The sequence below is a fragment of the Flavicella sp. genome, assembly GCF_029238425.1.
GTDB lineage: Bacteria > Bacteroidota > Bacteroidia > Flavobacteriales > Flavobacteriaceae > Flavicella.
Genome location: NZ_JAQWGB010000141.1, coordinates 1 through 1915 on the forward strand (window position 1 = coordinate 1; position 1915 = coordinate 1915).

General features: G+C 33.5%; 1 protein-coding gene and 1 pseudogene. Both read left to right on the forward strand.

All coding sequences use genetic code 11. From position 1 onward, the window contains the following. On the forward strand, window positions 1-967 hold a 967-nt coding region (locus tag P8H68_RS10340), incomplete at its 5' end, for an FAD-dependent oxidoreductase (RefSeq protein ID WP_300324536.1). A 21-nt stretch (window positions 968-988) separates the two neighbouring features. Continuing rightward, window positions 989-1915: pseudogene (locus tag P8H68_RS10345) on the forward strand (rubredoxin); the annotation flags it as partial.

Below are 1915 nucleotides of genomic sequence, written 5' to 3' on the forward strand. Positions count from 1 at the left end.
TGTTATTGTTGGAGGTGGATTGCTTGGACTTGAATTGGCTGCTGCTTTGAACAAAAGAGGCGTTAATATCACTATTGTTCAAAGAGCCCCTAGACTAATGGAACGTCAACTTGATAGAGTTGCCAGTAGATTATTGGCTCAAGACGTTCAAGAAAGAGGGATTCAAATTTATTTTGACAATGAGGTAAATACCGTATTTGAGGATGATGAGATCAATTCTTTATCTATCAATTTAAAAACAGGAAAAACGATTACAGCCAATGCAATTGTTTATGCTATTGGTACCATTCCAAATATTGAACTAGCACGTTCTTCCAAACTTGCTGCGCAAAGAGGTGTTGTTGTAAATCAATACTTGCAAACAAGTGATCCTACTATTTTTGCAATGGGTGAAATTGCTCAATTCAACAATAATTTATTTGGTATTACTTCTGCAGCAGAACAACAAGCAGATATTGCTGCCAAGTTTATTTTAGGAGATTTAAACAGTACTTATAAAGGGTCTGTATTAATGAACATCTTAAAATTTGAAGATCTTGATCTTTGTAGTATTGGAAATATTGAATACCCAGAAAACGACCCAAGTTATCAAGAAATCTTATTAATGGATGTGAGTAAAAGCTTTTACAAAAGATGCATTGTAAAAGATGATAAGCTTGTAGGTGCCGTAATGATGGGAGATAAAAGTGAATTTGCTGAATTCAAAAGCTTGATTGAAGATCGTACTGAATTATCTGACAAAAGAGAAGAACTATTAAGAGGTCAAAGCAATTCTGTTCCTGTTATTGGAAAACTGATCTGTTCTTGTAGCCAAGTTGGAGAAGGAAATTTAGAAGATGCTATTAACGGTGGTTGTACAGACTTTACAGCCTTATGTAAATCAACGGGTGCCGGATTAGGTTGCGGTAGTTGTAAACCAGAAGTTAGAGACATTTTAAAAGAAGTTACACAAACACAATTGGCATAAATCAATTTAAAAGATAAAATCATGACAAACGAATTACAACGTATTTTCATTAAAGGAGGTGTTTTATCACCAGGTGAATTGAAAAGAGTAATTGAACTTGCAGAAGCGCTTGGCTTAGACGACATATCTTTTGGTTCCCGTCAAGACATAAATTTTCCCGTAACGGAGGCAAACAAATCCATCCTAGCTCAATTTTCTGATCTAACAATGGCATCAGTCTCAGATGCAGAAAATCAGAATATAGTTTGTTCTTATGTTTCTTCTGATATATTTATGAATACACCATGGTTAAATGGTGTGAAGTATCTATACATCCTAGAAAACTTTAGATACAACCCTAAATTAAAAATAAACATCACTGATCCTAAACAGCAATTAGTTCCATTGTATAGCGGTGAATTGAATTTTATTGCTTCTGAGCATGAAGATTACTGGTACCTGAACCTTAAGCTTCCACATTGGGAAGAAGCTGTTTTCTATCCAGTCTTAATTTTCACATTTGATATTCATAAAATTTCAAAAGAAATTGAGGAAATCTATACTGATGCAGATGATGTTGAAGAACTTTTTGACCTAGTTAATGCTCATTTAGAAACGAACAACAGGACCATAGAAAAAGAATTGGAGGTTCCTTTTCAACCCTTTCCATATTACGAAGGAATGAACAAAATGGGAATCAACAGATACTGGCTAGGTTTGTACTGGAGAAACAATAAATACGACTTAAATTTCTTAAAAGATTTTTCTGATTTTTGTTTGGATCATAAAGTTGGGAAAATTTGTATTACTTCTTGGAAATCTTTCATAGTAAAAGGTATCCATAAAGAAGATAAACTAACACTTGAGAAATTTTTAGGAAAAAGAGGAATCAATGTTAGACACTCTTCTTTAGAAATGAATTGGCATATTCCTGTAGCAGATGATTCTGCTTTAGATTTGAAAAAATTC